The organism is Zobellella taiwanensis, assembly GCF_003012795.1.
In the GTDB taxonomy this organism is placed as follows: Bacteria; Pseudomonadota; Gammaproteobacteria; order Enterobacterales; family Aeromonadaceae; genus Oceanimonas; species Oceanimonas taiwanensis.
Genome location: NZ_PXYH01000014.1, coordinates 63,423 through 88,733, shown reverse-complemented (window position 1 = coordinate 88,733; position 25,311 = coordinate 63,423). Strand labels below are relative to the sequence as shown.

The window sequence follows — 25,311 nt, the reverse complement described above, 5'->3', positions numbered from 1 at the left end:
AGGTACAGTAAAGAGGTATAGCAGAGAAGAGGGATTCGGGTGGGAATATGCGGGAAAGAAAAAGCCGGGCGAACCCGGCTTTTGATTTTTTATTCTTCAGAAGCGGCTGCTTCTGTGGCTTCAACGTCGCGACCTACCAGCTCGATATAAGCCATAGGGGCGTTGTCGCCAGCACGGAAACCGCACTTCAGGATGCGGGTGTAACCACCCGGACGCTCCTGGTAGCGGGGTCCCAGTTCGTTGAACAGCTTGCCAACCACTTCGCTGTCGCGAGTGCGGGCAAATGCCAGGCGACGGTTAGCAACACTGTCGCTCTTGGCCAGTGTGATCAGAGGTTCAACCACACGACGCAGCTCTTTAGCCTTGGGCAGAGTCGTCTTGATAACTTCATGACGAACCAAGGAGCTGGCCATGTTGCGGAACATGGCCTGACGGTGGCTGCTGTTCCGGTTCAGTTGACGACCACTCTTACGATGGCGCATGACCTAATCCTTCCTAACTAAATCGGTAAAACCCGTGATCCGGTTTATTCATCAGCGATGCTGGCAGGCGGCCAGTTCTCCAGGCGCATGCCCAGAGACAAACCACGAGACGCCAACACGTCCTTAATCTCGGTAAGAGATTTTTTACCCAGGTTGGGAGTCTTGAGCAGCTCCACCTCGGTACGCTGTACCAGATCACCAATGTAATGGATCGCTTCTGCCTTCAGACAGTTCGCAGAACGAACAGTCAGTTCCAGATCGTCGACAGGACGCAGCAGTATGGGATCGAACTCAGGCTTGTCTTCCTTCTCTTCCGGCTCGCTGACGTCACGCAGATCCACAAAAGCTTCCAATTGCTCGGCCATGATGGTGGCCGCACGACGGATGGCTTCTTCCGGATCCAGGGTGCCGTTGGTCTCCATGTCGATAACCAGCTTGTCCAGATCGGTACGCTGTTCAACACGGGCCGCCTCTACATTGTAGGCGATACGAACCACGGGGCTGTAGGCCGCGTCCAGCAACAGGCGTCCAATAGGACGCTCGTCGTCTTCGGTGTGGGCACGGGCAGCAGCAGGAATATAGCCGCGGCCGCGCTGCACTTTGAGACGCATGCTGATTTCGGCCTCATCCCCTGTCAGATGACAGATGACATGGTCTGGGTTAACGATCTCGACGTCATCACCATGGGTGATGTCGCCTGCAGTGACGGGACCTGCACCAGTTTTGGTCAGTGACAGGGTAACTTCGTCCTTGCCTTCCAGCTTGATGGCAACCTCTTTGAGGTTGAGCAGGATTTCCAGGATATCTTCCTGGATACCTTCCTTGCTGCTGTATTCATGCAATACACCGTCGAGTTCAACTTCGGTGATGGCACAGCCCGGCATGGAAGAAAGCAGAATACGACGCAGCGCATTACCCAATGTATGACCAAAGCCACGCTCCAGCGGCTCGAGAGTCACTTTGGCATGAGTCGGGCTGATCTGTTCGATATCAACCAGACGCGGCTTAAGAAAATCTGTTACAGAACCCTGCATTGTGTCCTCTCTTAGAAGCCGGCTTTACTTGGAGTAAAGCTCGACGATCAGCTGTTCGTTAATCTCGGCAGACAGGTCGCTACGCTCAGGCAGGCGCTTGTAGGTGCCTTGCATGTTGGTAGCATCAACCTCTACCCAAGTCGGCTTTTCACGTTGACCGGACACTTCCAGAGCGGCTTTGATCCGGGCTTGCTTCTTGGCCTTCTCACGAACGCTGACGACGTCCTCGGGAGAAACTTGGAAGGAAGGAATGTTGACAACCTTACCGTTCACCAGGATAGCCTTGTGGCTGACCAGCTGACGAGACTCGGCGCGAGTGGCACCAAAACCCATGCGGTAAACGACGTTGTCCAGACGACCTTCCAGCAGCTGCAGCAGGTTCTCACCAGTGTTGCCTTTCAGGCGGGCAGCTTCTTTATAGTAGTTGCGGAATTGCTTTTCCAGCACGCCATAGATACGACGAACTTTTTGCTTTTCACGCAGCTGTACACCGTAGTCGGACAGGCGCGGCTTGCGGGCGCCATGTTGACCGGGTGCGGTATCAATTTTACATTTTGAATCGATCGCGCGAACGCCTGACTTCAGGAAGAGGTCAGTGCCCTCGCGACGGCTCAGCTTGAGCTTGGGACCCAGATATCTTGCCATGTTCTTTCTCCAACTATCCTACAAGAAGGGTTATACGCGACGCTTCTTGGGAGGACGACAACCGTTGTGCGGGATGGGAGTCACATCGGTGATGTTGGTGATGCGGAAACCCGCAGCATTCAACGCACGGATGGATGACTCACGGCCCGGACCCGGACCTTTCACCATTACTTCCAGGTTTTTAACACCGTATTCCTTGGCAATCTCACCGGCGCGTTCGGCGGCTACCTGAGCAGCGAACGGGGTGGACTTGCGGGAACCACGGAAACCTGAACCACCGGCGGTCGCCCAGGACAGGGCATTACCCTGACGGTCGGTAATGGTTACTATGGTGTTGTTGAAAGATGCATGAACGTGGGCAATGCCATCGCTCACCTGCTTTTTGATGCGCTTACGTGCATTACGAGCCGGAGTTTTAGCCATGATCTACCTTCCCGTTATTTCTTGATCGGTTTACGAGGACCTTTACGCGTACGGGCGTTGGTCTTGGTGCGCTGACCGCGAACGGGTAGGCTGCGACGATGACGCAAACCTCGGTAACAACCCAGGTCCATCAGACGCTTGATGTTCATGGAGACTTCGCGACGCAGGTCACCTTCTACGGTGAACTTAGCCACTTGCTCACGCAGAGATTCTACCTGAGCTTCATCCAATTCTTTAATTTTCACATCCTCAGCGATACCGGCTGCAGCACAAATGGCTTTAGAGCGGGTACGGCCGACGCCATAAATAGCAGTCAAAGCAATGACGGCATGTTTATGGTCAGGAATGTTAATGCCAGCGATACGGGCCACTATGCACTCCTACATACTTAAAAATAATAAGCCATTACAAAGCCCGTCTAGGATACGTAATGACTACACATACACCCAACAAAGGTGGCTGGCCACTTTAGCCAGCCTGCCTTCAATTTTCAAGCTAAATCGTAACTTTTTTAACCTTAACCCTGGCGCTGCTTGTGCTTGGGGTCAGAGGTGCAGATCACGCGGATAACGCCGTGACGCTTGATGATCTTGCAGTTACGGCAAATAGCCTTAACGGAAGCACGGACTTTCATTGCTTAACTCCGTAAATAACCGAACCTTAACGGTTGTAGCCCTTCAGGTTCGCTTTTCTCAGGACATCGCCATACTGATGAGACATCATGTGGGTTTGCACCTGAGCCATGAAATCCATGATGACGACCACAATAATTAACAGCGAGGTTCCGCCAAAGTAAAACTGGACGTTCCAGGCTGTCATCAGGAACTGTGGAACCAGACAGATAAAGGTAATGTACAGGGCACCGACCAGGGTCAGGCGAGTCATCACTTTATCGATATAGCGCGCTGTCTGCTCACCCGGGCGGATCCCCGGAATGAAGGCACCACTCTTCTTCAGATTGTCTGCTGTCTCGCGCGGGTTGAACACCAGCGCGGTGTAGAAGAAGCAGAAGAAGATGATGGCAGCGGCATACAACATCACATACAACGGCTGGCCGGGCTGCAGCGTGAGCGACAGCTCCTGCAGCAGGTTGGCAAACCACCCTTCACCCTGACCGAACCAGGAGGCTACGGTTCCCGGGAAGAGAATGATGCTGGATGCAAAAATCGCTGGAATAACCCCCGCCATGTTCACTTTCAAGGGCAGGTGTGTACTCTGTGCCGCAAAAACCTGGCGACCCTGTTGGCGCTTGGCGTAGTTCACCACAATGCGGCGCTGGCCACGCTCAACAAAGACCACGAAGTAGGTTACCGCAAACACAATCACGGCCAGCAGCAACAGCAACAGAATGTGCAATTCCCCCTGACGCGCCTGCTCTGCCGTGGCACCGATGGCCGAAGGCAAACCGGCAACAATACCCACGAAGATAATCAACGAGATACCATTGCCAATGCCTCGTTCGGTAATCTGCTCACCCAACCACATCAAAAACATGGTACCGGTGACCAGGCTCACCACTGCCGTAAAATAGAAACCGAAACCCGGATTGATCACGAGCCCCGGCATCATGTTCGGCAGACCGGTGGCGATACCGATGGCCTGGATGGTGCCCAGAACCAACGTACCATACCGGGTATACTGACTGATCTTGCGACGGCCTGATTCACCTTCCTTCTTAAGCTCGGCCAAGGCGGGGTGAACCACAGTCAGCAGCTGGATGATAATGGACGCAGAAATATACGGCATTATCCCCAGCGCCAGGATGGACGCTCGTTCCAGAGCGCCACCACTGAACATGTTGAACATTTCAATGATGGTGCCCTGTTGTTGCTGGAACAAGTCGGCAAGTACGGCGGCGTCAATACCAGGAATAGGCACGTAAGAGCCGGCACGGAACACGATAATCGCGATCAGAACGAAAAGCAGACGGCTTTTCAGTTCACTCAGCCCGCCCTGTGCGTTTTTAGCTTCTAATCCTGGTTTCTTGGCCATAGTACTTATTATTCCTCGATTTTCCCGCCGGCGGCTTCGATGGCGGCACGGGCACCCTTGGTGACACCGAGACCAACCACAGTCACTTGACGGTCAATGGTACCGGACAGTACAACCTTGGCAAACTGGATGTTCTTGGTAACCAAGCCAGCTTGCTTAAGGGTGTTCAGATCCACCACTTCACCTTCAACTTTCGCCAGTTCACTCAGGCGGACTTCGGCGCTGACCAGGGCCTTGCGCGAAGTAAAACCAAACTTCGGCAGACGCTGTTTCAGCGGCATCTGACCGCCCTCAAAACCGTTACGAACCTTGCCACCGGAGCGGGATTTTTGACCCTTGTGGCCGCGGCCACCGGTCTTGCCCAAACCGGAACCGATACCACGACCTACGCGCTTGGCGGAAGGCTTGGAGCCGGCGGCAGGAGACAGAGTATTCAAACGCATGCGATTACTCCTCAACCTTAACCATGTAGTAAACCTGGTTGATCATACCGCGTACACAAGCTGTATCTTCCAGCTCAACGGTGTGACCGATGCGACGCAGACCCAGGCCACGCAGCGTTGCCTTATGCTTAGGCAGACGGCCGATGGAGCTACGAGTCTGAGTTACTTTTACAGTCTTGTTAGCCATGGCGCATTACCCCAGTATTTCGTCAACGCTCAGACCACGCTTGGCAGCGACTTGCTCGGGCGACTTCATATGAGTCAGAGCGTCGATGGTAGCGCGAACTACGTTGTTCGGGTTGGTGGAACCGTAGGTCTTGGCCAGCACGTTGTGCACGCCAGCCACTTCCAGGACGGCGCGCATGGCACCACCGGCGATGATACCGGTACCCTCGGAAGCGGGCTGCATGAACACGTTGGAGCCAGAGTGGCGACCCTTGACCGGATGGAACAGGGTGCCGTTGTTCAGACCAACGGTACGCATGTTGCGGCGAGCCTGCTCCATCGCCTTCTGGATGGCGGCGGGAACTTCACGGGCTTTGCCGTAACCAAAACCAATGCGACCGTTACCGTCACCTACCACAGTCAATGCGGTGAAGGAGAAGATACGACCACCTTTAACGACTTTTGATACACGGTTGACTGCAATGAGCTTCTCTTGCAGTTCACCGGCTTGAGCTTCGATTTTTGCCATTTTCGACTCCACCCTTAGAACTGAAGACCAGCTTCACGAGCAGCAGCGGCCAGAGCGGCTACACGACCGTGATATTGGAAACCGGAACGGTCGAAAGCGACGTTGGTCACGCCCTTTTCGAGTGCACGCTCGGCGACGGTTTTACCGACCAGCGCGGCGGCATCGATGTTACCGGTGTATTTCACCTGTTCGCGCAGTGACTTTTCCACGGTAGACGCGGAAGCCAGTACGGCAGAACTGTTCGGTGCAATAACCTGTGCATAGATGTGGCGCGGAGTACGGTGAACCACCAGGCGAGTCGCACCCAGTTCCAGCATCTTTTTGCGTGCTTTGGTAGCACGGCGGATACGAGCTGCTTTTTTGTCCATAGTGTTACCTTACTTCTTCTTAGCCTCTTTGCTGCGGACCTGTTCGCCGAAATAGCGAACACCTTTGCCTTTGTAGGGCTCGGGCTTGCGGTACGCACGAATATTGGCAGCAACCTGACCAATCAGCTGTTTGTCGGCAGACTTGAGAACGATCTCGGTCTGGGACGGACACTCAGCGGACACGCCTTCAGGCAGTGCATGCTCAACCGGATGAGAGAAACCCAGAGACAGTGCGATAGCATTGCCTTTCATCTGAGCGCGATAACCTACACCAACCAGCTGCAGCTTGCGTTCGAAGCCTTGGGTAACACCGATAACCATGTTGTTGACCAGGGCACGGGCAGTACCGGCCTGGGCATTGGCGTTGGCCACGTTTTCACGCGGGGCAAACTTCAACAGGTTGTCTTCCTGGCTGATTTCAACAGCAGCATTGAGGGTACGATTCAGAGTACCTTTGCTACCCTTGATGGTAATTTCCTGGCCGTTCAACGCCACTTCTACGCCGGCAGGAATTTCGATAGGTGCCTTAGCAACGCGGGACATATCTACTCCTTAAGCAACGTAGCAGATGATCTCACCACCCATACCGGCTTTACGCGCGGCACGGTCGGTCATCACACCTTTAGACGTGGAAACGATAGCCACACCCATGCCTGCCATGACTTTCGGCAGTTCGTCGCGCTTCTTATAGATGCGCAGACCGGGGCGGCTGACGCGCTGGATCATTTCAACCACCGGCTCACCCTGGAAGTACTTCAGAGTCACTTCCAGTTCGGCTTTGGTTTCACCAGCAACTTTATAGTCAGTGATATAACCTTCTTCCTTCAGGACCTTGGCAATCGCCACTTTGACCTTGGAAGAGGGCATGGTGACAGCAACTTTGTTGGCTGCCTGACCGTTGCGGATGCGGGTCAGCATATCCGCGATCGGATCTTGCATGCTCATTGTGTATTACTCCCGTGTTCGCTTACCAAGAAGCCTTCTTCAGGCCCGGAATTTCACCCTTCATCATCAGTTCGCGCACCTTGATGCGGCTCAGACCGAACTTCCGCAGGAAACCGTGCGGACGACCGGTGATGTTGCAGCGGTTACGCTGACGAGAGGGGCTTGCGTCACGGGGCAGTTGCTGCAGTTTCAGCACCGCATCCCAACGATCTTCGTCAGAAGTGTTGACGTTGGAGATGATGTCTTTCAGTGCCTGACGCTTGGCTGAATACTTCTCAGCCAGTTTTGCGCGCTTGACTTCGCGAGCTTTCATTGATTGTTTTGCCATAACCCTACACCTTACTTACGGAATGGGAAGTCAAAGGCAGCCAGCAGAGCACGACCTTCTTCGTCTGACTGGGCAGTGGTGGTGATGGTGATGTCGAGACCACGCACACGATCTACCTTGTCATAATCGATTTCAGGGAAAATGATTTGCTCGCGTACACCCATGGAGTAGTTACCACGACCATCGAACGACTTAGGGTTCAGGCCACGGAAGTCACGGATCCGGGGGATAGAGATGCAAATCAGACGCTCCAGGAATTCCCACATGCGCTCGCCGCGCAGAGTTACTTTACAACCAATGGGGTAGCCTTCACGGATTTTGAAGCCAGCAACGGATTTACGAGCTTTGGTGACCAGCGGCTTTTGACCGGAAATGGCGGCCAGATCGGCAGCGGCATTGTCCAGGATCTTTTTATCAGCCAGGGCTTCACCCACACCCATGTTCAGGGTGATTTTCTCAATCCGAGGGACTTGCATGATAGTCTTGTACCCGAACTGGCTCATCAGTTCTTTTACTACAGTTTCTTTGTAGTAATCATGCAGTTTCGCCATCGTATAAACTCCAATTACTTCACAAGTTCGCCGGTGGATTTGAAGAAGCGGACTTTCTTGCCGTCTTCAATCCGGAAACCTACGCGGTCAGCTTTGCCGGAGGCAGAGTTGAACAGCGCAACGTTAGATACGTCAATCGGTGCTTCCAGGTCGATGATACCGCCAGCCTGACCCAGTTGGGGCACGGGCTTCTGGTGTTTCTTGACCAGGTTGATACCTGAGACGATAACCTTACCTTCCTGGGTCAGGACCTTGGTGACAGTGCCACGCTTGCCCTTGTCCTTGCCGGTAAGAATGATGACTTCGTCATCGCGACGGATTTTTGCTGCCATCGTTGACTCCTTACAGTACTTCAGGTGCCAGTGAAACAATCTTCATGAACTTCTCAGAGCGAAGTTCACGAGTCACCGGACCAAAAATACGAGTACCGATCGGCTGGTGATTGTTGTTCAAAATCACGGCCGCATTACGGTCGAAACGGATGACAGAGCCGTCCGGACGACGAACGCCTTTACGAGTGCGTACGACCACCGCGTTCATTACATCACCTTTTTTAACCTTACCGCGCGGAATTGCTTCCTTGACGGTAACTTTGATGATGTCGCCGATGCCGGCGTAGCGGCGGTGCGAACCACCCAGGACCTTAATACACATTACGCTGCGCGCACCGGAGTTGTCGGCCACGTCCAGCATACTTTGCATTTGGATCATGTTAGTGCTCCGCTAAAGTGACTACTTTAAAACCCTTATTCGGGATATGTTGGCTGCCAAAGAAGGCGCGGCATTATAGCACCGCCAATCCAGAAAAGGTAGTGTAAAAAACAAACGGCCCATCGCTGGGCCGTTTGACCGGGTAAGTATACCAGAGATCGTCAGGCTTTCACCGGACGCTCAATGATTTTTACCAGGGTCCAAGACTTGGTCTTGGAGATCGGGCGGCACTCGCGGATGGTCACGACGTCGCCGGTCTTGCACTCATTGTTCTCGTCATGAACGTGCAGCTTGGTAGTACGCTTGATGTACTTCCCGTAGATCGGGTGTTTCACGAAGCGGTTGATAGCCACAGTGATGGACTTGTCCATCTTGTCGCTGACTACACGGCCCTGCAGAGTACGAATGGTTTGTTCGCTCATCTTAGGCACCTGCCTTTTGGTTCAGAACAGTCTTCACACGCGCGATGTCGCGGCGTACCTTTTTGAGGTTGTGGGTCTGAGCCAGTTGGCCAGTGCTCGCTTGCATGCGCAGGTTGAACTGCTCGCGCAGCAGGCCCAGCAGCTCCTGGTTCAGTTCTTCAACACTCTTTTCACGCAGATCTTGTGCTTTCATCACATCACCGTCCGAGTTACGAAAGTGGTCCTAACCGGCAGCTTGGCAGCCGCCAGTGCAAAGGCTTCGCGAGCCAGTGACTCAGGTACACCGTCCATCTCGTACAGGACACGACCCGGCTGGATCTGGGCGACCCAGTACTCCACGTTACCCTTACCTTTACCCATACGAACTTCGAGGGGCTTTTCGGTAATGGGCTTGTCCGGGAAAATACGGATCCAGATCTTGCCTTGACGCTTGACGTGACGAGTCATCGCACGACGCGCTGCTTCGATTTGGCGAGCAGTGATGCGTCCACGCGTGGTCGCCTTCAGACCAAAGGAACCGAAGGAAATCAGGTTGCCTGAGGTCGCCACACCGCGGTTACGGCCTTTGTGGACTTTACGGAATTTTGTACGTTTCGGTTGCAACATGTCCGAGTCTCCTTACTTACCGCGGCCTTTGCGCTTGGGTTTGGCCGGGGCTTGCGGCTCTTGGGCAACGGCTTGCAGGCCACCCAGTACCTCACCCTTGAAGATCCAAACCTTTACGCCAATGATGCCGTAAGTGGTAGATGCTTCAGAAGTTGCATAGTCGATGTCGGCACGCAGGGTGTGCAGGGGCACACGACCTTCACGGTACCATTCGGTACGCGCGATTTCAGCGCCGCCCAGACGACCGCTCACTTCCACCTTGATGCCTTTGGCGCCGATGCGCATGGCGTTTTGAACCGCGCGCTTCATGGCGCGACGGAACATCACGCGGCGCTCCAGCTGGGAGGCGATAGAATCGGCAACCAGCTGACCGTCCAGCTCAGGCTTACGCACTTCGGAAATGTTGATCTGAGCAGGTACGCCGGCCAGGTTGGCCACGTGCTTGCGCAGTTTTTCCACGTCTTCGCCTTTCTTGCCGATCACGACGCCGGGACGAGCAGTGTGAATGGTCACACGGATGCTCTTGGCCGGACGCTCGATCACGATCCGAGAAACGGAGGCGTTTTTCAGTTCCTTATTCAGGTACTGACGCACTTGAAAATCGCTGTGCAGGTTGTCAGCGAAGTCCTTGGTATTCGCAAACCAGGTCGAGTTAAAAGGCTTGGTGATCCCTAAGCGAATACCATTCGGGTGTACTTTCTGGCCCATTGCTTATCTCCTAGCCTCTTAGCGGTCGGACACAACCACAGTGATGTGGCTGGTACGCTTCATGATACGGTCCGCGCGGCCCTTGGCACGAGGACGAATACGCTTCATGGTGGGACCCTCGTCAACGAAGATCTTGGCCACTTTCAGCTCATCGATATCCGCACCTTCATTGTGCTCGGCATTGGCAATGGCAGATTCCAGAACCTTTTTGACCAGAACGGCAGCCTTTTTCGGGCTGAAAGCCAGGACATTCAGTGCCTTGTCTACGGACAGGCCGCGAACTTGATCGGCTACCAGGCGCGCCTTCTGGGCAGAAGTACGAGCAAAGCGGTGTTTAGCTATAGCTTCCATCTGTTACCCCTTAACGCTTCTTGGCCTTCTTATCGGCGGCATGACCGCGATAAGTACGAGTCGGTGCAAATTCACCCAGCTTGTGACCGATCATTTCATCGGAAACGTAGACAGGTACGTGCTGACGACCATTATGGACAGCGATGGTCAAACCGATCATGTTCGGAATGATCATTGAACGACGGGACCAAGTTTTAATTGGCTTTTTATCCCCGCTTTCCACCGCTTTCTCTACCTTCTTCAGCAAGTGCAGGTCGATAAACGGACCTTTCTTGAGAGAACGTGGCATGGTGATACCTCTAAAAAACTATTACTTGTTACGGTGACGTACAACGAACTTGTCGGTACGCTTGTTTTTACGGGTCTTGGCGCCCTTGGTCGGTTTACCCCAAGGAGTAACCGGGTGACGGCCACCGGAGGTACGACCTTCACCACCACCGTGCGGGTGGTCTACCGGGTTCATCGCCACACCACGTACGGTCGGGCGAACACCACGCCAGCGCTGTGCACCGGCTTTACCCAGCTGACGCAGCATGTGCTCAGCGTTGCCTACTTCACCCAGGGTGGCACGGCACTCGGCCAGCACCTTGCGCACTTCGCCGGAGCGCAGACGCAGGGTGACATAGCTGCCTTCACGCGCCAGGATCTGGGCGTAAGTACCGGCGGAACGGGCGATTTGCGCGCCTTTGCCAGGCTTCATTTCAATCGCGTGAACGGTAGAGCCCACGGGAATGTTGCGCATCGGCAGGCAGTTACCGGCCTTGATCGGAGCCGCGTCGCCAGACAGCAGCTGGTCGCCGGCCTGAACGCCTTTCGGGGCCAGGATGTAACGACGCTCACCGTCTGCGTACAGCACCAGAGCGATGTTGGCAGAGCGGTTCGGATCATATTCCAAACGCTCTACCTTGGCCGGAATACCGTCCTTGTTGCGCTTGAAGTCGATGATACGGTAGTGCTGCTTGTGACCACCGCCGATATGACGAACAGTGGTACGGCCAGCGTTGTTACGGCCACCAGTCTTGGACTTTTTGTCCAGCAGGGCTGCAAACGGCTTGCCTTTGTACAGTTCCGGGTTGCTGATCTGAACTACATGACGGCGACCCGGAGAAGTAGGCTTACATTTTACGATTGCCATTGTTAATTACTCCTCTCTTACTCGGCACCGCCGATGAAGTCGATGTCCTGACCTTCTTTCAGGGTCACGTAGGCCTTTTTCCAGTCGGAACGTTGGCCCATGCGGTTACCGGTGCGCTTGGTTTTACCCTTGACCAGCAACGTGCGAACATCTTTTACTTCAACTTCGAACAGCTTCTCGACCGCGGCTTTCACTTCAGCCTTGGTAGCATCCTTGGCAACCTTGAACACGATAGTGTTGGTCTTTTCGGCTACCATGGTGCTTTTTTCAGAGATATGCGGCGCCTTCAGAACTTTCAGAATACGCTCTTCACGGATCATGCCAGCATCTCCTCGATTTGCTTAACTGCGTCGGCAGTTACCAGTACCTTGTCGAACGCGATCAGAGAAACCGGGTCGATACCGGCCACGTCACGCACGTCAACCTTGTACAGGTTGCGGGCGGCCAGGAACAGGTTCTCGTCCACTTCGCCAGTCACGATCAGAACGTCGTTCAGATCCCACTGCTTCAGTTTGGCAACCAGTTCTTTGGTTTTCGGCGCTTCCACACCGAACTTCTCGACCACGATCAGACGCTCTTGACGTACCAGCTCGGAGAGGATGCTCTTGATGGCACCACGGTACATCTTCTTGTTGACCTTCTGGCTGTGATCCTGCGGCTTGGCCGCGAAGGTCACACCACCGGAACGCCACAGCGGAGAGCGGATGGTACCGGCACGGGCCCGGCCAGTGCCCTTCTGGCGCCACGGCTTCTTGCCGCCGCCGGACACTTCGGAACGGGTCTTCTGAGCACGAGTACCTTGACGAGCACCGGCGGCATAGGCCACAACAACCTGATGCACCAGGGCTTCGTTGAACTCACGCCCGAAGGTAGTTTCGGAAACTTCAAGAGCGCCTTGCGCGTCTTTCATTACCAATTCCATTACTATCTCCTCAGACGTTACGCTTTAACGGCAGGTTTAACGATGACGTTGCCGTTAGTCGCACCCGGGACTGCACCTTTGATGAGCAGCAGGTTACGATCAACATCAACGCGGACCACTTCCAGATTCTGAGTGGTTACCCGCTCAGCGCCCAGGTGACCGGCCATTTTCTTGCCTTTGAACACGCGGCCCGGAGTCTGGTTCTGACCGATGGAACCCGGAGCGCGGTGAGACAAGGAGTTACCGTGGGTCATGTCCTGGGTACGGAAGTTCCAGCGCTTAACGCCGCCAGCGAAACCCTTACCTTTGGAAGTACCGGTAACGTCTACTTTCTTGACATCAGCAAAGATGTCGACTTTCAGCTCGGCACCGACTTCGATGCTGTCGCCTTCGCCTGAACCCAGGCGGAATTCCCACAGACCGCGGCCCGCTTCCACACCGGCTTTAGCGAAGTGACCCGCTTCCGGTTTGGTGATGCGGTTCGCTTTCTTGGTGCCAGTGGTCACCTGAATGGCCGCATAGCCATCCTTTTCCAGTGTTTTCACCTGGGTAACACGGTTGGCATCTACTTCGATAACGGTGACCGGGATGGACACGCCGTCTTCGGTGAAGACACGGGTCATACCCAGCTTACGACCTACTAGACCGATTGCCATTGATAAAACCTCTTTCCGTTATTAGCCCAGGCTGATCTGGACGTCGACGCCAGCAGCCAGATCCAGACGCATCAGCGCATCGACAGTCTTGTCGGTGGGCTCAACGATGTCGACCAGACGCTTGTGAGTGCGAATTTCATACTGATCACGTGCATCTTTGTTCACGTGTGGAGAAATCAGTACGGTGTAACGCTCTTTGCGCGTCGGCAGCGGAATCGGGCCGCGAACCTGGGCGCCAGTGCGCTTGGCAGTTTCTACGATCTCCGCGGTAGACTGGTCGATCAGACGGTGATCGAACGCCTTCAGGCGGATACGAATTCTTTGGTTCTGCATTACCAGAGCTCCAATTGGGTAAAGAACATAAAATCTACACCGCCGACTCCTTACTTGGAAGGAGGGGGTGTGATTTAACAACGGTGCCCACCATATCGGGGGCCTGTAAAGAGCCAGGAGCTACCTGACGTGAGCCTGTTTGGCTCGCCTGGTAATAAACCAAGCGAGCGGCATTATACGGATCTGGCCGGCGGTTGCAAGCCGGCCGCGTTATTTTTAAGCAACCTTGCTTTTGCCAATCAGCCCGGACCGGCCCTTGAGCAATATCTCCAGCGCCACTTCATCACAGGCATGCTGGCGGGGGCAGAGATCACAGTCCTTCATGACCTTCTCGGGCAACAGGGTCTTGCTGGTGGCGCTGAAGCCAAGCTTCATAAAGAACTCCGGCACCCGGGTCAGCACGATGACCCGGTCGATGGCCATGTCCTCGGCTTTCTTGAGGATTTTCTCCACCAGCGCCCTGCCCTGGCCCTGGCCCTGGAAGCCGGGCTCCACGCCCAGGGAGCGGATTTCGGCCAGGCCGGTGTCGTACACATACAGGGAGGCACAGCCACTGATCTGGCCCTGGGTTTCAGTGACGGCAAACTCGCCGATGGACTGCACCAGCTCCTTGCGGCTGCGCGGCAGGTTTTCGCCGATATTGGCCCAGTAGTTGACCATGCGCTCGATGGCATCCAGATCGGTAAGACGGGCACTGCGCACATGAATACCGGAGGTATCCCGCTGGGTCAGCCGGCGCTCGGCACTGGTAAGGGCGAATTCCACCTGGTCCGGCGAGGCGCCACCCAGGGCGCAGCGGCTGGCCAGGCTGGATTCCAGCGACAGGCGGGGATAGACATCGTCTTCAATCAGCGGGCTGAACTGCTTGAAGTCTTCCATCGGCAACTCTTCCATCGGCAGCTTCTTGCCGATGGCGTGCACCACGATGGCACCGACGATATGGTGCGCTTCGCGGAAGGGAATACCCTTGGATACCAGGTAGTCGGCCATTTCGGTGGCATTGGAATAGCCACCCTGGGCCGCTTCCCGGGTCTTTTCCTCGTTGACCTTGATGTCGTGCAGCACCATCTCGGCCATTTCCAGGCAGTCGTACCAGGTATCCAGGGCATCGAACAGCCCTTCCTTGTCCTCCTGCATGTCCTTGTTGTAGGCCAGGGGCAGCGCCTTCAGGGTCATCATCATGCCCGCATAGGCGCCGAATACCCGACCGCTCTTGCCGCGAATAAGCTCCAGAGCATCCGGGTTCTTCTTCTGGGGCATCAGCGAGGAGCCGGAGGTGACCCGGTCGGACAGCTCGAGGAAGCCGGACTCGCCGGAGTTGTAGAAAATCAGATCCTCGGCAAAACGCGACAGGTGCATCATGGAGTTACAGGCGCAGTTCATCAGTTCCAGCACATGATCCCGGTCGGACACCGAATCCAGACTGTTGCGGGTGGGCGAGGAAAAACCGAGGGAATGGGCCAGATCGTGCCGGTCGATGGGGAAGCCGGTCCCGGCCAGGGCGCCGGAGCCCAGGGGGCAGGTATCCATACGCTTGTAGGCATCCTGCAGCCGGGTGTAGTCCCGCTCCAGCATTTCCACATAGGCCAGGCACCAGTGGGCAAAAGTGACCGGCTGGGCCCGCTGCAAATGGGTATAGCCGGGCAGGACGGTGGCGTGCTGCTGGCGGGCCACGGTCACCAGTTGCTTCTGCATGGCGTCCAGCTTGGCCAGCAGCGGCGGCACCTGCTGTTTGCACCACAGCTTGAGATCGGTGGCCACCTGGTCGTTGCGGCTGCGGCCGGTGTGCAGCTTCTTGCCCAGATCGCCGACCGCGGTGATCAGATGACCTTCCACCCAGGAGTGGATATCTTCCGCGTCGGAGTGCAGGATCTGGCTGGGATCTTCCATCACCTTGAGCTTGAGATCGTTGAGCGCCAGCTCAATCTTTTGCTGCTCTTCAGCGCTCAGCACGCCAACCTTGGCCAGGGCCCGGGACCAGGCGATGGAGCCGACGATGTCCTGCTCCGCCAGACGATAGTCGAAACGCAAAGAATCATTGAACTGCTTGAACTTGGCATCTGCCGCCTGGCTGAAACGCCCACCCCAAAGTGCCATAACCTTTTTACTCCTTTCTAAAAACAAAGCCGTAAGCTTTAAGCTGTAAGCTATCAGCTGCCCGAGTTGCTGGTGGTTCTGTTATTTCACCTGCCAGGCCAGCGACATCTGCAAGATGGTGAATATAACGCAGTTTTTTCTTACCGCTGACAGCTTATAGCTTACAGCTCGAAAAAAGGGGGCCAAAGGCCCCCCTTTTTTAATATTTTTGCCTTATTTCTGCTGGTTTTTCAGCGCCTTGATCCGGCTGGCCAGGGAGTACAGGCGGATAAAGCCTTCGGCGTGGCTCTGATCGTACACCTCGTCCTCGCCGAAGGTGGCGAATTCTTCGGAGTAAAGGCTATTGGGCGAGCGCTTCTTGATGGCGGTAACCTGGCCCTTGTACATCTTCAGCACTACTTCACCGGACACGTCCTCGGCGATGGCTTCGGCAGAGGCCAGCAGCGCCTTGCACAGCGGGGTGAACCAGCGGCCGTCGTACACCAGGTGGGAGAACTCGGCACCCACCCGCTCGCGCCAGGCGCGGGTCGGCTTGTCCAGCACCAGCTCCTCGACGGCGCGCAGGGCGGCCATCATCACGGTGCCGCCGGGGGTTTCGTAGCAGCCGCGGGACTTCATGCCCACCAGGCGGTTCTCGACGATGTCGACCCGGCCCACACCGTGCCTGGCGGCACGCTCGTTCAGGGTCACCAGCACCTGGTAGGGGCTCATGGTCTGGCCGTCGACAGCGACCACACGGCCTTTTTCCACGGTCAGGGACAGGGTTTCGGCCTGGTCCGGAGCCTGCTCGGGGGACACTGTCCAGGTCCAGGCCTGCTCGGAAGGCTCGTTCCAGGTGCTCTCCAGCTCGCCACCCTCGGTGGAAATGTGCCAGGCGTTGGCGTCACGGGAGTAGATCTTGGTGGCGCTGGCGGTGGTGGGGATCTTGCGCTCGGCCAGGTAGGCCAGCAGATCTTCACGGCTGCGCATGGTCCAGATCCGCCAGGGGGCGATAATGGCCAGCTGGGGCGCCAGGGCGGCCACGGCGCCTTCAAAACGCACCTGGTCGTTGCCCTTGCCGGTGCAGCCGTGGGAGATGGCATCGGCGCCTTCGGCCAGGGCCACTTCCACCATCGCCTTGGCGATCACCGGGCGGGCCATGGAGGTGCCCAGCAGGTAGGTGCCTTCGTAGATGGCGCCGGTGGTCAGGGTCGGGTAGACGTAGTCGTTGACGAATTCGTCTTTCAGGTCCGCCACGATGCACTTGGAGGCACCGGAGGCGATGGCCTTCTGCTCGACGCCTTCCAGGTCTTCGGCGCCCTGGCCCACATCGGCCACGAAGGCCACCACTTCACAGCCTTCGTAGTTCTCTTTCAGCCACGGAATGATGGCCGAAGTGTCCAGACCGCCGGAATAGGCCAGCACGATTTTTTTGAATTGGCTCATTAATGAATATCCCTGTTAATCAGTGTCAGCAGCACGGCATTCTGGACGTGCATGCGATTTTCAGCTTGGTCGAGGATCAGGGAGGCGGGGCCGTCCATCACCTCGGAAGTTATTTCCCACTCCCTGTGGGCGGGCTGGCAATGCAGCACCTGTTTGGCTCCGGTTTTGTCAAGCAGGGCCTGGTTGACCTGGTACGGCATGAAGATCTCCTTCACCTGATCCAGGGGGGTATTATCGCCCATGGAAACCCAGGTGTCCGTATAGATCACGTCCGCGCCCTCGATATCGTCCAGGCTGTCGGTCACCCGTATTTTGGCGCCGCTCACCGCGGCCAGGGCCTCGGCCTCCTTCAAAATCTGGGCGTCCACGTTGTGCCCGCGCGGGCAGGCGGCAGTGACGGTGGTGCCCAGGATGGCGCCGGTCAGCAACAGGGAGTTGGTGACGTTGTTGCCATCGCCCACATAGGCCAGGTGCACCTTGCTCAGATCATCGTGATGCTCGGCGATGGTCATGTAGTCGGCCAGCGCCTGGCAGGGATGATACAGGTTGCACAGGGAGTTGATCACCGGCACGGTAGCATATTTTGTCATTTCCACCAGGGTCTGATGGTCGAATACCCGGGCCACGATGGCGTCGCACCAGCGCGACAGGTTGGCGGCGAAGTCCTGCACCGTTTCCCGCTTGCCCATGGCGCCGTTCTGGCTGTCCAGGTAGACCGCATGGCCACCCAGCTTGTTGATGCCGATGTCAAAGGTCACCCGGGTGCGCAGGGACGGCTTTTCAAACAGGGTCACCACGCTCTTGCCCTTGAGAGCATCGGCGTATTGGCCGGGGTTGGCTTTCATCGCCTTGGCCAGGGCCAACAACTGTTCTATCTGTTCCTTGCTGTAATCCTTGAGGCTCAGTAAATGCTGCATAACGCCTCCTTTAGTGGGAAATCCGGGTGCCGTGCTCGGATTCGCCCGCCAGCAGCGACAACAGCTGCTCGGGATAGCGCCAGCTGCCCACGGCCACCGGCTTGCCCAGGGTCTTGGTGGCCTTGAGCGCCGCCTTCACCTTGACCGCCATGCCGTCCTTGATGATGTTTTTGTCCATCAGTTCCTGGGCGGCGGCCTCGGTCAGGTGGGCAATGCGCTGGCCCTTGCCGTCGAGAATGCCGCTCACGTCCGACAACATCACCAGGTCCGCGTCCAGGATTTCGGCGATGGCGGTGGCCGCCTGGTCCGCGTTCACGTTCATCAGCTTGCCGTCGAAGGTGATGCCGATGGAGCTGACGATGGGCAGGAAGCCGCCGGCCAGCAGGCTGTTCACCAGGGTGGCATCGCCGCCCTCGATCTGGCCCACGGCGCCCAGCTCGGGATCCAGCTGGCTGACCCGGCACAGGCCGCCGTCACCCAGGCAGAGGCCGACCGAGGGAATTTCGTGGGCGATGGCCTGGGCCAGCAGCAGTTTGTTGGCGGTGCCGGCCAGGGCGCCGGCGATCACCGGGATTTGCTCGAAGGGAGTCACCCGCAGGCCGTTCTTCTTGGTGGAGGTCAGGCCCATCGCCTTGAGCTGGTTGTCCACCAATACGCCGCCGCCGTGCACCAGCAGCAGGGGCCGGTTCACCTCATCCAGAAAGGTTTTCAGGGTGGTGAACAGGGCCGCCAGGGCCTTGTCGCTTTCCAGCAGGGTGCCACCCAGCTTGATCACCAGCGGTTGTTGCGTTGACATCATAGCTTACTCCTTGATCAGCCCCGCCACCGGCGAGAATCCCTGATGAATGTTGATGCACTGGATGGCCTGGCTGGCCGCTCCTTTCAGCAAATTGTCGATGGCCGACACCACGATCAGCTGGTTGCCGTCCCGGCCCCAGTGCAGATCGCAGAAGGGGGTACCGGCCACGTCGTTGATCTGGGGCCACTGGCCCGCCAGGCGCACTATGTTCTGGCCATCGTAGGCCTGGTGGTAGGCGGCGGCGATCTGTTCATCGCTCACGCCGTCCTTCAATTGCACATAGACGGTGGCCAGGATGCCGCGGATAAAGTTGCCCAGGTGCGGCTGGAACACCACCTGCTGGCCCAGGTGGTGGCTGATCTCCGGCTGGTGGCGATGGTTGAACACGCCGTAAGGCTTGAGGCTGACCTCGCAGAAGCTGTTGTTCATGCTGGCCTTGCGCCCGGCCCCGCTGACGCCGGATACGGCGCTGATGATGGGGCGGGTACCCTCGGCGACAAGCCCTGCCTGCTGCAGCGGCTTGAGCGCGCTGAGCGAGGCAGTGGGGTAACAACCGGGCACCGCTATCAGTTGGGCCGCCTTGATCGCCTCCTGGTTCCACTCGGCCAGACCGTAAGCGGCCTTGGCCAGCCAGTCGCCGTGCTGATGGGAAAAACCGTAGAAACGGTCGTAGAAACCCTCACCGGGCACCCGGAAGGCACCGGAGAGGTCGAAGACGGGCAGGCCCTTGGCCAGGAAGCCGGGGGCCAGGTCGTGACTCACCTCATGGGCGGTGGCCAGCAGCACCAGATCCGCCTCGGTATGAATGCGACTGATGGCTTCGTCGTCCAGGGGCAGCAACGGCAGATCGATCTGTCCGCGCCAGCGCGGATGCAGGCTGGAAAAGGGTTTGTGGGCATCCAGACTGCCGTTGGACACATAGAGTCCGGCCAGGGTCAGATGGGGGTGGTCCTGGATCAAACCGGCCAGTTCGGCTCCGGTGTAACCGCTGGCACCAATGATTGCAGCTTTCAACATGGTCGTATCCGTTAATATCGATTCAGCTTGGTATGGGGACAGGCAGGCTTCAGCCTAGCGTGTTTTCAGGGCTTGTGTCACCCTAGTGAAAAGGCTCTGACAGGCCGTCGTCGTCGCTGTGGTGAGGAGGGGAAATACATGGCCATCTGTTACGCTAGTTACCCGGATAATGACAAGTCCGCAGCCTAGCAATAAAAACATATTTATGCAATTGTGTTGAATTTAAATTAGATAAAATCCCGACGGAGATCCCATGAAATCGCCCAATCTGCTGGACATGTACCGTAGCATCATCGCCCTGCCCTCCATCAGCAGCACGGATCCCAGCTGGGACCAGAGCAATGAACAGGTCATTCGCCTGCTGGCGGACTGGTTCAGCCAGCTCGGCTTCGAGGTGGAAGTGACCGAACTGCCCGATCTGCCCGGCAAGTTCAACCTGCTGGCCACCAGGGGCAGCGGTGACGGCGGCCTGCTGCTGGCCGGCCACACCGATACGGTGCCCTTCGACCCGGGCCGCTGGAACAAGGACCCCTTTAAGCTCACCGAGGAAGGCAACCGCCTCTATGGCCTGGGCACCATCGACATGAAGGGCTTCTTTGCCTTTATTGTGGAAGCGCTGAAGGACCTGGATCTGAGCCAGCTCGACAAGCCCATCCGCATCCTCGCCACCGCCGACGAGGAAACCACCATGGCCGGCGCCCGGGCCATCGCTGGCGCCTTGGCCATCAAGCCCGATTACGCGGTGATCGGCGAGCCCACCGGCCTGGTGCCGGTGATGATGCACAAGGGCCATATGTCGGAAGCCATCCGCATCACCGGCAGGAGCGGCCACAGCTCGGATCCGGCCAACGGCCTCAACGCCCTGGAAATCATGCACCAGGTGATGGGCCGGCTGCTCGACCTGCAGCGCCAGCTCAAGGAGAAGTACGCCAACCCCCATTTCAAGGTGCCCCAGCCCACCCTCAACCTGGGCCATATCCATGGCGGCGATAGCCCTAACCGCATTTGCGCCTGCTGCGAGCTGCACTTCGACATGAGGCCCATCCCCGGGGTCGGCCCCGACGAACTGATGGGGCTGCTGCACCACGCCCTTGAGCCCATCAGGGAGCAGTATCCGGATGCGGTGGAGGTGAGCCACCTGCACGAGCCCATTCCCGCCTACGGCACCGACCCCGACGCCGAGCTGGTCCGGGCCGCCGCCGAGATCACCGGCCACCCGGCGGAAGCGGTGAACTACTGCACCGAGGCGCCCTTCATCCAGCAACTGGGCTGCCAGACCATAGTGCTGGGTCCCGGCCATATCGCCCAGGCCCACCAGCCCGACGAATACCTGGATCTGTCCTTCGTCACCCCTACCGTCCAGGTGCTGCAACATCTGGTCAAACGCTTCTGCTTAAGTAAATAAATTACAGAATTTTCGGTCAATCCCGAAGCGGGATTGACCGGAACCGGGAAAAATGGCTAGATAAATTCTGGTTAATCATAATTCTTGTAATTAATTAACAAAAATCAGAGGCAGATATGGATAATCATGCGGCACTCAGGGCCAACGTCGGCCTGCTGGGCCAGTTGCTCGGCGACACCATCAAGACCCACCACGGCCAGGCTTTTCTCGACAAGATAGAAACCATCCGCCAATTGGCCAAATCGGCCCGCCAGGGCAATCCCGACGACCGGGAGCGGCTGCTCGGCACCCTGAAAAACCTGAGTGACGATGAGCTGCTGCCGGTGGCCCGCGCCTTCAGCCAGTTCCTCAACCTGGCCAACGTGGCCGAGCAGTTCCATACCATTTCCCGGGAGTACCAGCGCAGCGCCGGCCCCAGCCCGCTGCACCAGGTGTTCGAGCGGCTCAAGGGCGCCAACCTCGACGACAACCGCATCAAGGAGGCGGTGGCCGCCCTGGACATCGAGCTGGTGCTCACCGCCCACCCCACCGAAGTCACCCGCCGCACCTTTATCCACAAGCACGTGCAGCTCAACGACTGCCTGGCCGCCCTGGAGCTGGATCTGCCCGAGCCGGAAAAAGCGGAGATCCTGACCCGGATCGAGCAGTTGATCGCCCAGGCCTGGCACAGCAACGAAATTCGCTCCCAGCGGCCCACCCCGGTGGACGAGGCAAAATGGGGCTTCGCGGTGATCGAAAACAGCCTCTGGCCGGCCCTGCCCAAATTCATCCGCCAGCTCGACCGGCAGTTGCACGACCACCTGGGCGTGCGCCTGCCGCTGGACGCCGCGCCGGTGCGCTTCGCTTCCTGGATGGGCGGCGATCGGGACGGCAACCCCTTTGTCACCGCCAAGGTCACCCGGGAAGTGCTGCTGCTCGGCCGCTGGATGGCCAGTTCCCTGTTCCTCGCCGACATTCAGGAACTGGTGTCCGAGCTGTCCATGTCGGAAGCCAGCCGCGAACTCTACATCCAGAGCGGCGAGAGCGACGAGCCCTACCGGGCCATACTGCGCCGGCTGCGGGAAGATCTGCGCGAGACCCTGATGCACCTCAACGCCAGGGTGCAGGGCCAGAAGACCGACGCCCGGGATCTGATCACCAGCACCGAACAGCTGCGTGAACCCCTGGAGCTGTGCTACCGCTCCCTGCACGAATGCGGCCTGGGGCTGATTGCCGACGGCCTGCTGCTGGACGTGATCCGCAAGGTCGCCTGCTTCGGCATCCACCTGCTCAAGCTCGACGTCCGCCAGGACGGCGACCGCCACACCCAGGCCCTGGCCGAGATCACCCGCTACCTGGGCCTGGGCGACTACGCCGAATGGAGCGAATCCGACAAGCAGGCCTTCCTGCTCAACGAACTCAATTCCCGCCGGCCGCTGCTGCCGCGCCAGTGGCAGCCCTCGGATGACACCAGGGAAGTGCTGGACACCTGCAGGGTCATCGCCGAGCACCCCCGCGATGCCTTCGGCATCTACATCATCTCCATGGCCGGCGCCCCCTCCGACGTGCTGGCGGTACAGCTGCTGCTGAAGGAAGCCGGCGTCGACTTCCCGCTGCCGGTGGCGCCGCTGTTCGAAACCCTGGACGACCTCAACCGGGGCGCCGAGGTGATCGAGCAGCTGTATGCCCTGCCCTGGTACCGCGGCTACCTGCAGGGCCACCAGTACGTGATGATCGGTTATTCCGACTCCGCCAAGGACGCGGGCATGCTGGCCGCCGGCTGGGCCCAGTACAGCGCCATGGAACAACTGGTGAACCTGAGCGCGAAAGAGCAGGTCAAGCTGACCCTGTTCCACGGCCGGGGCGGCAGCCTGGGCCGGGGCGGCGGCCCCGCCCGCCAGGCGATCCTGGCGCAACCGCCCGGCTCCACCCTGGGCGGCCTGCGGGTCACCGAACAGGGCGAGATGATCCGCTTCAAGTTCGGCCTGCCCCAGGTGGCCATCGACAGCCTGGCGCTCTACGCCAGCGCCGTGCTCGAGGCCAACCTGCTGCCGCCGCCGGAGCCCGAACCCCAGTGGCGCGAGCTGATGGACACCATGGCCCGGGTCTCCTGCGATCATTACCGCTCGCTGATCCGCGGCGAGCCCGACTTCGTGCCCTATTTCCGCGCCGCCACCCCCGAGCTGGAGCTGGGCAAGCTGCCGCTGGGCTCGCGTCCGGCCAAGCGCAAGCCCAACGGCGGGGTGGAAAGCCTGCGCGCCATCCCCTGGATCTTCGCCTGGACCCAAAACCGGCTGATGCTGCCCGCCTGGCTGGGCGCCCACAAGGGGCTGGAGCGGGCCATCGAGGACGGCCACGAAAGCACCCTGGTGGCGATGAACAAACGCTGGCCCTTCTTCCGCGCCCGCCTGGACATGCTGGAGATGGTGTTTCTCAAGGCCGACCTGGGCCTGGCCGCCTACTACGACAGCGTGCTGGTGCCGGAAGCGCTCAAGCCCCTGGGCACGCGCCTGCGGGAAGAGCTGAAGGCAAGCATGGAGCTTATCCTGCAACTGAAGGAAGAGGCCGAGCTGCTCTCCGACCAGCCCTGGATCAAGGAATCCATCAAGCTGCGCAACCCCTACACGGATCCGCTCAACGTGCTGCAGGCCGAACTGCTCAAGCGTTCCCGCCAGCAGGGCGAAATCCACCCGGTGCTGGACCAGGCGCTGATGGTGACCATCGCCGGGGTGGCAGCGGGCATGCGCAACACCGGTTGATCCCGCCGGCGCGCCAGGAAATGGCCAGGGCTTCTACACTAAGGAGACCCTGGCCACCGGAGCTCCGCCATGACCCTTTCTTCCTCCCTCACCGACCGTGCCGCCGGCGCCCTCATGGGCGCCTTTATCGGCGAAGCATTGGGCGTGGGCCCCCACTGGTACTATGACCTCGATGAGCTACGTCAAGACCATGGCGACTGGATCGACGGCTACACCACCCCCAAACCCGGCCGCTACCACCAGGGCCTGAAGGCCGGTGAACTCTCCCAGGCCGGCCTGCTGCTCAAGCTGACCCTGGCCTCCCTGGTGGACTGCGGCGACTACGACGAGGCCGATTTCTGCTGGCGGCTGGACCATGACTTCTTTCCCCTGCTCGACGGCACGCCCCACGCCGGCCCCGGCGGCTACACCAGCCAGTCGATACGCGATGCCTGGCACAAGCGGGTGGAAGAAGGCCATCCCTGGGGCCGCTGCGGCGGCTTCGCCGACACCACAGAGGCGATAGAGCGCACCCTGGCCATCGCCGTGCGCCACGCCCGTTCGCCGCGCCGGCTGGCCGAGGCGGTGGCGGCCAATACGGTGCTCACCCAGATAGACAACAACCTGGTGGCGATGACGGTGGCCTTCGCCGCCGTTACCGGCCTGCTGGTGCAGGGACATAGGCTGGACCCTGGCCTGTCCGGCAAGCTGATGGCGCGGGTCCGGACCGGCGAGCTGCCCTTCCATGCCGTCACCGCCGACCGGCTGCAACCGCCGCCGTCCCATGCACCAGAGCCGCCCCGGGCCGGCCGCTTCGCCTCGCCGGACGCCCTGCTCACCCCCTCCTACATGGCCAGGGCCGCCGAGGATCCCGCCATCCGCATCGAGCCGGCCTGGAAGGTCTCGCTGGTGTACGGCATGCCCTGTGCCATCTACCACCTGCTGCCCGCCTCCTACTACCTGGCCGCCCGCTTCCACGACGACTTCGAGGCCGCCGTACTGCACGCCATCAACGGCGGCGGCCAGAACCAGGCCCGCGCCATGCTCACCGGCACCCTGGTGGGAGCCCAGGTGGGGCTGGCCGGCATCCCCCAGCGCTTTATCGACGGGCTGGCCGAGGCCGATGCCTTGCTGGCGCTCGCCCGGCGGCTGGCGGAGCAGTTGGCCACGGAGGAAAACTGAAGC

General features: G+C 58.5%; 36 protein-coding genes. 3 read left to right on the top strand and 33 right to left on the bottom strand.

Going from position 1 to position 25,311, the window contains the following annotated elements; genetic code table 11:
• Nucleotides 1–89: 89 nt before the first annotated feature.
• The 33 genes from rplQ to argC all read right to left on the bottom strand — a co-directional run bounded on the left by rplQ (nt 90) and on the right by argC (nt 20,004).
• On the bottom strand, nt 90–482 hold the full coding sequence (gene rplQ / locus C7I36_RS11300) for a 50S ribosomal protein L17 (protein WP_106453810.1): 393 nt from the start codon (nt 480–482) through the stop codon (nt 90–92).
• Between the two features lie 44 nt (nt 483–526).
• The gene (locus C7I36_RS11295) at nt 527–1,516 is read right to left on the bottom strand and encodes a DNA-directed RNA polymerase subunit alpha (RefSeq protein ID WP_106453809.1); all 990 of its coding nucleotides are present in this window, start codon (nt 1,514–1,516) and stop codon (nt 527–529) included.
• A gap of 24 nt (nt 1,517–1,540) precedes the next feature.
• On the bottom strand, nt 1,541–2,161 hold the full coding sequence (gene rpsD, locus C7I36_RS11290; protein ID WP_106453808.1) for a 30S ribosomal protein S4: 621 nt from the start codon (nt 2,159–2,161) through the stop codon (nt 1,541–1,543).
• Nucleotides 2,162–2,191: 30 nt separating this feature from the next.
• Entirely contained in the window at nt 2,192–2,584 is a 393-nt protein-coding gene (gene rpsK, locus C7I36_RS11285) for a 30S ribosomal protein S11 (RefSeq protein WP_106453807.1), read from the bottom strand.
• A 14-nt stretch (nt 2,585–2,598) separates the two neighbouring features.
• The gene (gene rpsM / locus C7I36_RS11280) at nt 2,599–2,955 is read right to left on the bottom strand and encodes a 30S ribosomal protein S13 (protein ID WP_106453806.1); all 357 of its coding nucleotides are present in this window, start codon (nt 2,953–2,955) and stop codon (nt 2,599–2,601) included.
• 146 nt (nt 2,956–3,101) lie between these two features.
• The gene (rpmJ, locus tag C7I36_RS11275) at nt 3,102–3,218 is read right to left on the bottom strand and encodes a 50S ribosomal protein L36 (protein ID WP_014290663.1); all 117 of its coding nucleotides are present in this window, start codon (nt 3,216–3,218) and stop codon (nt 3,102–3,104) included.
• A 26-nt stretch (nt 3,219–3,244) separates the two neighbouring features.
• Nucleotides 3,245–4,576, bottom strand: a complete 1,332-nt coding sequence (gene secY / locus C7I36_RS11270) for a preprotein translocase subunit SecY (RefSeq protein ID WP_106453805.1) — start codon at nt 4,574–4,576, stop codon at nt 3,245–3,247.
• Between the two features lie 8 nt (nt 4,577–4,584).
• On the bottom strand, nt 4,585–5,019 hold the full coding sequence (gene rplO / locus C7I36_RS11265; protein WP_106453804.1) for a 50S ribosomal protein L15: 435 nt from the start codon (nt 5,017–5,019) through the stop codon (nt 4,585–4,587).
• A gap of 4 nt (nt 5,020–5,023) precedes the next feature.
• Nucleotides 5,024–5,206, bottom strand: a complete 183-nt coding sequence (gene rpmD / locus C7I36_RS11260; RefSeq protein WP_014290666.1) for a 50S ribosomal protein L30 — start codon at nt 5,204–5,206, stop codon at nt 5,024–5,026.
• A gap of 6 nt (nt 5,207–5,212) precedes the next feature.
• Complete coding sequence (rpsE, locus tag C7I36_RS11255) at nt 5,213–5,713, bottom strand: 30S ribosomal protein S5 (RefSeq protein WP_106453803.1); 501 nt, start codon at nt 5,711–5,713, stop codon at nt 5,213–5,215.
• Between the two features lie 14 nt (nt 5,714–5,727).
• A complete protein-coding gene (gene rplR / locus C7I36_RS11250; RefSeq protein ID WP_106453802.1) occupies nt 5,728–6,081 on the bottom strand; it encodes a 50S ribosomal protein L18 in 354 nt (117 codons plus the stop codon).
• A 9-nt stretch (nt 6,082–6,090) separates the two neighbouring features.
• Nucleotides 6,091–6,624 (bottom strand): 50S ribosomal protein L6, encoded by a 534-nt coding sequence (rplF, locus tag C7I36_RS11245; protein ID WP_106453801.1) that lies wholly within the window; start codon nt 6,622–6,624, stop codon nt 6,091–6,093.
• 9 nt (nt 6,625–6,633) lie between these two features.
• Entirely contained in the window at nt 6,634–7,026 is a 393-nt protein-coding gene (rpsH, locus tag C7I36_RS11240) for a 30S ribosomal protein S8 (RefSeq protein WP_106453800.1), read from the bottom strand.
• 22 nt (nt 7,027–7,048) lie between these two features.
• Nucleotides 7,049–7,354: a 30S ribosomal protein S14 gene (rpsN, locus tag C7I36_RS11235; RefSeq protein ID WP_106453799.1), complete on the bottom strand. Its 306-nt coding sequence runs from the start codon at nt 7,352–7,354 to the stop codon at nt 7,049–7,051.
• Between the two features lie 11 nt (nt 7,355–7,365).
• Nucleotides 7,366–7,905, bottom strand: a complete 540-nt coding sequence (gene rplE, locus C7I36_RS11230; protein WP_106453798.1) for a 50S ribosomal protein L5 — start codon at nt 7,903–7,905, stop codon at nt 7,366–7,368.
• Between the two features lie 14 nt (nt 7,906–7,919).
• Nucleotides 7,920–8,237, bottom strand: a complete 318-nt coding sequence (gene rplX / locus C7I36_RS11225; RefSeq protein WP_106453797.1) for a 50S ribosomal protein L24 — start codon at nt 8,235–8,237, stop codon at nt 7,920–7,922.
• 10 nt (nt 8,238–8,247) lie between these two features.
• Nucleotides 8,248–8,616 carry a 50S ribosomal protein L14 gene (gene rplN, locus C7I36_RS11220; RefSeq protein WP_014290674.1) on the bottom strand — a complete coding sequence of 123 codons (369 nt, stop codon included), beginning with the start codon at nt 8,614–8,616 and terminating at the stop codon, nt 8,248–8,250.
• 161 nt (nt 8,617–8,777) lie between these two features.
• Nucleotides 8,778–9,038, bottom strand: coding sequence for a 30S ribosomal protein S17 (gene rpsQ, locus C7I36_RS11215; protein WP_106453796.1), 261 nt, complete (start codon nt 9,036–9,038; stop codon nt 8,778–8,780).
• 1 nt (nt 9,039) lies between these two features.
• Nucleotides 9,040–9,231: a 50S ribosomal protein L29 gene (rpmC, locus tag C7I36_RS11210; RefSeq protein ID WP_094039357.1), complete on the bottom strand. Its 192-nt coding sequence runs from the start codon at nt 9,229–9,231 to the stop codon at nt 9,040–9,042.
• Nucleotides 9,231–9,644, bottom strand: coding sequence for a 50S ribosomal protein L16 (gene rplP / locus C7I36_RS11205; RefSeq protein WP_106453795.1), 414 nt, complete (start codon nt 9,642–9,644; stop codon nt 9,231–9,233). Before rplP ends, rpmC begins: the two co-directional genes overlap by 1 nt.
• A 12-nt stretch (nt 9,645–9,656) precedes the next feature.
• Nucleotides 9,657–10,352: a 30S ribosomal protein S3 gene (gene rpsC, locus C7I36_RS11200; protein WP_094039355.1), complete on the bottom strand. Its 696-nt coding sequence runs from the start codon at nt 10,350–10,352 to the stop codon at nt 9,657–9,659.
• A gap of 18 nt (nt 10,353–10,370) precedes the next feature.
• Nucleotides 10,371–10,703: a 50S ribosomal protein L22 gene (rplV, locus tag C7I36_RS11195; RefSeq protein WP_094039354.1), complete on the bottom strand. Its 333-nt coding sequence runs from the start codon at nt 10,701–10,703 to the stop codon at nt 10,371–10,373.
• A 10-nt stretch (nt 10,704–10,713) separates the two neighbouring features.
• Nucleotides 10,714–10,992 carry a 30S ribosomal protein S19 gene (gene rpsS / locus C7I36_RS11190; RefSeq protein WP_008486816.1) on the bottom strand — a complete coding sequence of 93 codons (279 nt, stop codon included), beginning with the start codon at nt 10,990–10,992 and terminating at the stop codon, nt 10,714–10,716.
• 21 nt (nt 10,993–11,013) lie between these two features.
• On the bottom strand, nt 11,014–11,838 hold the full coding sequence (gene rplB, locus C7I36_RS11185; RefSeq protein ID WP_106453794.1) for a 50S ribosomal protein L2: 825 nt from the start codon (nt 11,836–11,838) through the stop codon (nt 11,014–11,016).
• Between the two features lie 17 nt (nt 11,839–11,855).
• Complete coding sequence (rplW, locus tag C7I36_RS11180) at nt 11,856–12,158, bottom strand: 50S ribosomal protein L23 (protein ID WP_071473729.1); 303 nt, start codon at nt 12,156–12,158, stop codon at nt 11,856–11,858.
• Nucleotides 12,155–12,760, bottom strand: a complete 606-nt coding sequence (rplD, locus tag C7I36_RS11175) for a 50S ribosomal protein L4 (protein ID WP_106453793.1) — start codon at nt 12,758–12,760, stop codon at nt 12,155–12,157. The genes rplW and rplD overlap by 4 nt, the downstream gene beginning before the upstream one ends.
• Nucleotides 12,761–12,777: 17 nt before the next feature.
• Complete coding sequence (gene rplC, locus C7I36_RS11170; protein ID WP_106453792.1) at nt 12,778–13,416, bottom strand: 50S ribosomal protein L3; 639 nt, start codon at nt 13,414–13,416, stop codon at nt 12,778–12,780.
• A gap of 21 nt (nt 13,417–13,437) precedes the next feature.
• Entirely contained in the window at nt 13,438–13,749 is a 312-nt protein-coding gene (rpsJ, locus tag C7I36_RS11165) for a 30S ribosomal protein S10 (protein WP_013343788.1), read from the bottom strand.
• Between the two features lie 216 nt (nt 13,750–13,965).
• Nucleotides 13,966–15,846, bottom strand: coding sequence for an argininosuccinate lyase (gene argH / locus C7I36_RS11160; RefSeq protein WP_106453791.1), 1,881 nt, complete (start codon nt 15,844–15,846; stop codon nt 13,966–13,968).
• A 213-nt stretch (nt 15,847–16,059) separates the two neighbouring features.
• Entirely contained in the window at nt 16,060–17,271 is a 1,212-nt protein-coding gene (locus tag C7I36_RS11155) for an argininosuccinate synthase (RefSeq protein WP_106453790.1), read from the bottom strand.
• Complete coding sequence (locus C7I36_RS11150) at nt 17,271–18,188, bottom strand: ornithine carbamoyltransferase (RefSeq protein WP_106453789.1); 918 nt, start codon at nt 18,186–18,188, stop codon at nt 17,271–17,273. The genes C7I36_RS11155 and C7I36_RS11150 overlap by 1 nt, the downstream gene beginning before the upstream one ends.
• A 10-nt stretch (nt 18,189–18,198) precedes the next feature.
• Complete coding sequence (gene argB, locus C7I36_RS11145; RefSeq protein WP_106453821.1) at nt 18,199–18,984, bottom strand: acetylglutamate kinase; 786 nt, start codon at nt 18,982–18,984, stop codon at nt 18,199–18,201.
• A gap of 6 nt (nt 18,985–18,990) precedes the next feature.
• Nucleotides 18,991–20,004, bottom strand: a complete 1,014-nt coding sequence (argC, locus tag C7I36_RS11140) for an N-acetyl-gamma-glutamyl-phosphate reductase (protein WP_106453788.1) — start codon at nt 20,002–20,004, stop codon at nt 18,991–18,993.
• A 253-nt stretch (nt 20,005–20,257) separates the two neighbouring features.
• Here argC and argE point away from each other — a divergent pair, with 253 nt between their 5' ends.
• The 3 genes from argE (at nt 20,258) to C7I36_RS11125 (ending at nt 25,308) form a co-directional block, all read left to right on the top strand.
• The gene (gene argE, locus C7I36_RS11135; protein ID WP_106453787.1) at nt 20,258–21,409 is read left to right on the top strand and encodes an acetylornithine deacetylase; all 1,152 of its coding nucleotides are present in this window, start codon (nt 20,258–20,260) and stop codon (nt 21,407–21,409) included.
• A 116-nt stretch (nt 21,410–21,525) separates the two neighbouring features.
• Nucleotides 21,526–24,147 carry a phosphoenolpyruvate carboxylase gene (gene ppc, locus C7I36_RS11130; RefSeq protein WP_106453786.1) on the top strand — a complete coding sequence of 874 codons (2,622 nt, stop codon included), beginning with the start codon at nt 21,526–21,528 and terminating at the stop codon, nt 24,145–24,147.
• A 69-nt stretch (nt 24,148–24,216) separates the two neighbouring features.
• Nucleotides 24,217–25,308: an ADP-ribosylglycohydrolase family protein gene (locus C7I36_RS11125; RefSeq protein WP_106453785.1), complete on the top strand. Its 1,092-nt coding sequence runs from the start codon at nt 24,217–24,219 to the stop codon at nt 25,306–25,308.
• Nucleotides 25,309–25,311 lie beyond the last annotated feature (3 nt).

Bases quoted from the DNA above. Each gene is read 5' to 3' on its own strand.
- rpsQ (WP_106453796.1), bottom strand. From the start codon at position 9,038: ATGAGCGAACAAACCATTCGTACTCTGCAGGGCCGTGTAGTCAGCGAC.
- rplN (WP_014290674.1), bottom strand. From the start codon at position 8,616: ATGATCCAAATGCAAAGTATGCTGGACGTGGCCGACAACTCCGGTGCG.
- secY (WP_106453805.1), bottom strand. From the start codon at position 4,576: ATGGCCAAGAAACCAGGATTAGAAGCTAAAAACGCACAGGGCGGGCTG.
- rpsS (WP_008486816.1), bottom strand. From the start codon at position 10,992: ATGCCACGTTCTCTCAAGAAAGGTCCGTTTATCGACCTGCACTTGCTG.
- rplV (WP_094039354.1), bottom strand. From the start codon at position 10,703: ATGGAAGCTATAGCTAAACACCGCTTTGCTCGTACTTCTGCCCAGAAG.
- rplX (WP_106453797.1), bottom strand. From the start codon at position 8,237: ATGGCAGCAAAAATCCGTCGCGATGACGAAGTCATCATTCTTACCGGC.
- rplO (WP_106453804.1), bottom strand. From the start codon at position 5,019: ATGCGTTTGAATACTCTGTCTCCTGCCGCCGGCTCCAAGCCTTCCGCC.
- C7I36_RS11150 (WP_106453789.1), bottom strand. From the start codon at position 18,188: ATGCAGCATTTACTGAGCCTCAAGGATTACAGCAAGGAACAGATAGAA.
- rpmJ (WP_014290663.1), bottom strand. From the start codon at position 3,218: ATGAAAGTCCGTGCTTCCGTTAAGGCTATTTGCCGTAACTGCAAGATC.
- rpmD (WP_014290666.1), bottom strand. From the start codon at position 5,206: ATGGCTAACAAGACTGTAAAAGTAACTCAGACTCGTAGCTCCATCGGC.
- C7I36_RS11155 (WP_106453790.1), bottom strand. From the start codon at position 17,271: ATGAGCCAATTCAAAAAAATCGTGCTGGCCTATTCCGGCGGTCTGGAC.
- rplD (WP_106453793.1), bottom strand. From the start codon at position 12,760: ATGGAATTGGTAATGAAAGACGCGCAAGGCGCTCTTGAAGTTTCCGAA.
- ppc (WP_106453786.1), top strand. From the start codon at position 21,526: ATGGATAATCATGCGGCACTCAGGGCCAACGTCGGCCTGCTGGGCCAG.
- rpsN (WP_106453799.1), bottom strand. From the start codon at position 7,354: ATGGCAAAACAATCAATGAAAGCTCGCGAAGTCAAGCGCGCAAAACTG.
- rplC (WP_106453792.1), bottom strand. From the start codon at position 13,416: ATGGCAATCGGTCTAGTAGGTCGTAAGCTGGGTATGACCCGTGTCTTC.
- argC (WP_106453788.1), bottom strand. From the start codon at position 20,004: ATGTTGAAAGCTGCAATCATTGGTGCCAGCGGTTACACCGGAGCCGAA.
- rpsC (WP_094039355.1), bottom strand. From the start codon at position 10,352: ATGGGCCAGAAAGTACACCCGAATGGTATTCGCTTAGGGATCACCAAG.
- rplW (WP_071473729.1), bottom strand. From the start codon at position 12,158: ATGATCCGTGAAGAGCGTATTCTGAAAGTTCTGAAGGCGCCGCATATC.
- rpsK (WP_106453807.1), bottom strand. From the start codon at position 2,584: ATGGCTAAAACTCCGGCTCGTAATGCACGTAAGCGCATCAAAAAGCAG.
- rplR (WP_106453802.1), bottom strand. From the start codon at position 6,081: ATGGACAAAAAAGCAGCTCGTATCCGCCGTGCTACCAAAGCACGCAAA.
- argB (WP_106453821.1), bottom strand. From the start codon at position 18,984: ATGTCAACGCAACAACCGCTGGTGATCAAGCTGGGTGGCACCCTGCTG.
- rpsJ (WP_013343788.1), bottom strand. From the start codon at position 13,749: ATGCAGAACCAAAGAATTCGTATCCGCCTGAAGGCGTTCGATCACCGT.
- C7I36_RS11125 (WP_106453785.1), top strand. From the start codon at position 24,217: ATGACCCTTTCTTCCTCCCTCACCGACCGTGCCGCCGGCGCCCTCATG.
- rpsH (WP_106453800.1), bottom strand. From the start codon at position 7,026: ATGAGCATGCAAGATCCGATCGCGGATATGCTGACCCGCATCCGCAAC.
- rpmC (WP_094039357.1), bottom strand. From the start codon at position 9,231: ATGAAAGCACAAGATCTGCGTGAAAAGAGTGTTGAAGAACTGAACCAG.
- argE (WP_106453787.1), top strand. From the start codon at position 20,258: ATGAAATCGCCCAATCTGCTGGACATGTACCGTAGCATCATCGCCCTG.
- rpsD (WP_106453808.1), bottom strand. From the start codon at position 2,161: ATGGCAAGATATCTGGGTCCCAAGCTCAAGCTGAGCCGTCGCGAGGGC.
- rplB (WP_106453794.1), bottom strand. From the start codon at position 11,838: ATGGCAATCGTAAAATGTAAGCCTACTTCTCCGGGTCGCCGTCATGTA.
- rplF (WP_106453801.1), bottom strand. From the start codon at position 6,624: ATGTCCCGCGTTGCTAAGGCACCTATCGAAATTCCTGCCGGCGTAGAA.
- rplP (WP_106453795.1), bottom strand. From the start codon at position 9,644: ATGTTGCAACCGAAACGTACAAAATTCCGTAAAGTCCACAAAGGCCGT.
- rpsE (WP_106453803.1), bottom strand. From the start codon at position 5,713: ATGGCAAAAATCGAAGCTCAAGCCGGTGAACTGCAAGAGAAGCTCATT.
- rplE (WP_106453798.1), bottom strand. From the start codon at position 7,905: ATGGCGAAACTGCATGATTACTACAAAGAAACTGTAGTAAAAGAACTG.
- rplQ (WP_106453810.1), bottom strand. From the start codon at position 482: ATGCGCCATCGTAAGAGTGGTCGTCAACTGAACCGGAACAGCAGCCAC.
- C7I36_RS11295 (WP_106453809.1), bottom strand. From the start codon at position 1,516: ATGCAGGGTTCTGTAACAGATTTTCTTAAGCCGCGTCTGGTTGATATC.
- argH (WP_106453791.1), bottom strand. From the start codon at position 15,846: ATGGCACTTTGGGGTGGGCGTTTCAGCCAGGCGGCAGATGCCAAGTTC.